Here is a 1,594-nt window from a genome sequence, read left to right as displayed (position 1 = left end):
GCGTTGAGGAAGACGCGACGCTCCAGGTGATAGCCCACCGCCCGGGCCAGGGTCAGGCACTCGATGTCGCGGCCACGGGCCACCAGGTCCTCGGCGTAGTGGGCATGGTCCACGGACTCGACGCCCTGGGCGATGATGGGGCCTTCATCGAGGTCGTTGTTGATGTAGTGCGCCGTGGCACCCACCAGCTTGACGCCCTTGGCATAGGCCTGGTGATAGGGACGCGCGCCCTTAAAACCCGGCAGCAGCGAATGGTGGATGTTGATTGCCCAGCCATCGAGGCGACGGCACAGCTCGGGCGACAGCACCTGCATGTAGCGCGCGAGGATGACCAGCTCCGCGCCGGTCTCCTGCAGCACCTGCCACACCCTGGCCTCCTGAGCCGGTTTGTCCTGGGGATCCAGCGGAAAATGGTGATAGGGAATGCCGTGCCAGGCCGCCAGGGGCTCCAGATCCGGGTGGTTGGAGATCACCGCCACCACGTCCATGGACAACTGGCCGATGCGCTGGCGGTAGAGCAGTGGTCGGCCTTGGAGACCATGATGGCGACCTTGGCGCGATAGCCGGGCGGGGTCAGCTCGAAGGTCATGTCGAAGGGCGTGAAGCGCAGGTCCAGGCCGACGCGGAACAGGCCCTCGTTGAAATCGCTGGGCACCTGGAATTCCACCCGGATGAAGAAGCGCTGGGCTTCGCGGTCATCGAAGCTGTGGTGCTGGGTGACATAGCAGCCCTGCTCGAACAGATAGCGCGTGACCACGTCCACGGTGCCGAGGCGACTCGGGCTCTGGGCGGTGAGAATCCAGGTATCGGGCGTGCGGCTCATGATGAAGTCCTTTGCATGGAGATGAAGCCCGAATCACAAAACCCGACCTGCGCATCACGCAGGTCGGGATCGCCAGACGTAGTCGGCGAAGCTGCGACGCACCACCAGTTCCCAGGTGTCTTCCGCCGTGTGGCGGATCACCAGCTGGGACTTGGCGAACACCGTGCCCACCGCCTTGCCCACCGGGAAGTTGCTCGGATGGACGTCGTAGGAGGTGGACTTCATCAGCACTTCACGCACCTTGGGTCCCTTGAGCTCGACCAGGGTCTGGCCCCCGCCGACGTTGACGATGGCGACGTGGCGCTCGCCCAGGGCCTGGCGCAGGGCCTGCTCGGTGGCGAATTCGCTGCCACCGGGTACCACCAGCAGCCACTCGTCCGGGCCAAGCCACTGCAGCGAGCTCTCGCCCTTCTGGGTGATCGCCAGCGGACCGGGCACTTCCAGGCCGACCACGCTCTGCACGGCGCCGGTGAAGCCTTCGTCATGGGCGTCGCCACGGATCACCAGGTGACCCAACAGGGCCCGCTCGCGCAGGGTCACCCCGGCGGTGCCCGGGCCGCGGCCCGCGAGCTTGTTCAGCTCAGCGTGGAACAGCGGGGATTCGGCGCGCGCCTTGGCGGAGTATTGGTCGTACACGTTGATGTTGTTCATGGAGCGCTATCCTCGTTAGGCGACGTTCTGCCGCTCACCCTTGGGGTCGTAGAACACCGGCGAGACGATCTCGGCAGCGATGTAGCGGCCATCGGCCAGCGGGGCGTAGACGGTCTGGCC

General features: G+C 65.9%; 1 protein-coding gene and 1 pseudogene. Both read right to left on the bottom strand.

Translation table 11 applies throughout. From position 1 onward, the window contains the following. Positions 1-823, bottom strand: a pseudogene (locus AB2385_RS17040) (formyltetrahydrofolate deformylase); the annotation flags it as partial. Positions 824-877: 54 nt separating this feature from the next. After that, positions 878-1,474: a sarcosine oxidase subunit gamma gene (locus AB2385_RS17035; protein WP_367656203.1), complete on the bottom strand. Its 597-nt coding sequence runs from the start codon at positions 1,472-1,474 to the stop codon at positions 878-880. Positions 1,475-1,594 lie beyond the last annotated feature (120 nt).

The sequence above is a fragment of the Symbiobacterium sp. genome, assembly GCF_040797425.1.
Taxonomy (GTDB): domain Bacteria; phylum Bacillota; class Sulfobacillia; order Symbiobacteriales; family Symbiobacteriaceae; genus Symbiobacterium.
The sequence above is the reverse complement of the archived record's forward strand: the minus strand, read 5'-3'. Positions and strand labels throughout refer to the sequence as shown.

Bases quoted from the DNA above. Each gene is read 5' to 3' on its own strand.
- AB2385_RS17035 (WP_367656203.1), bottom strand. From the start codon at position 1,474: ATGAACAACATCAACGTGTACGACCAATACTCCGCCAAGGCGCGCGCC.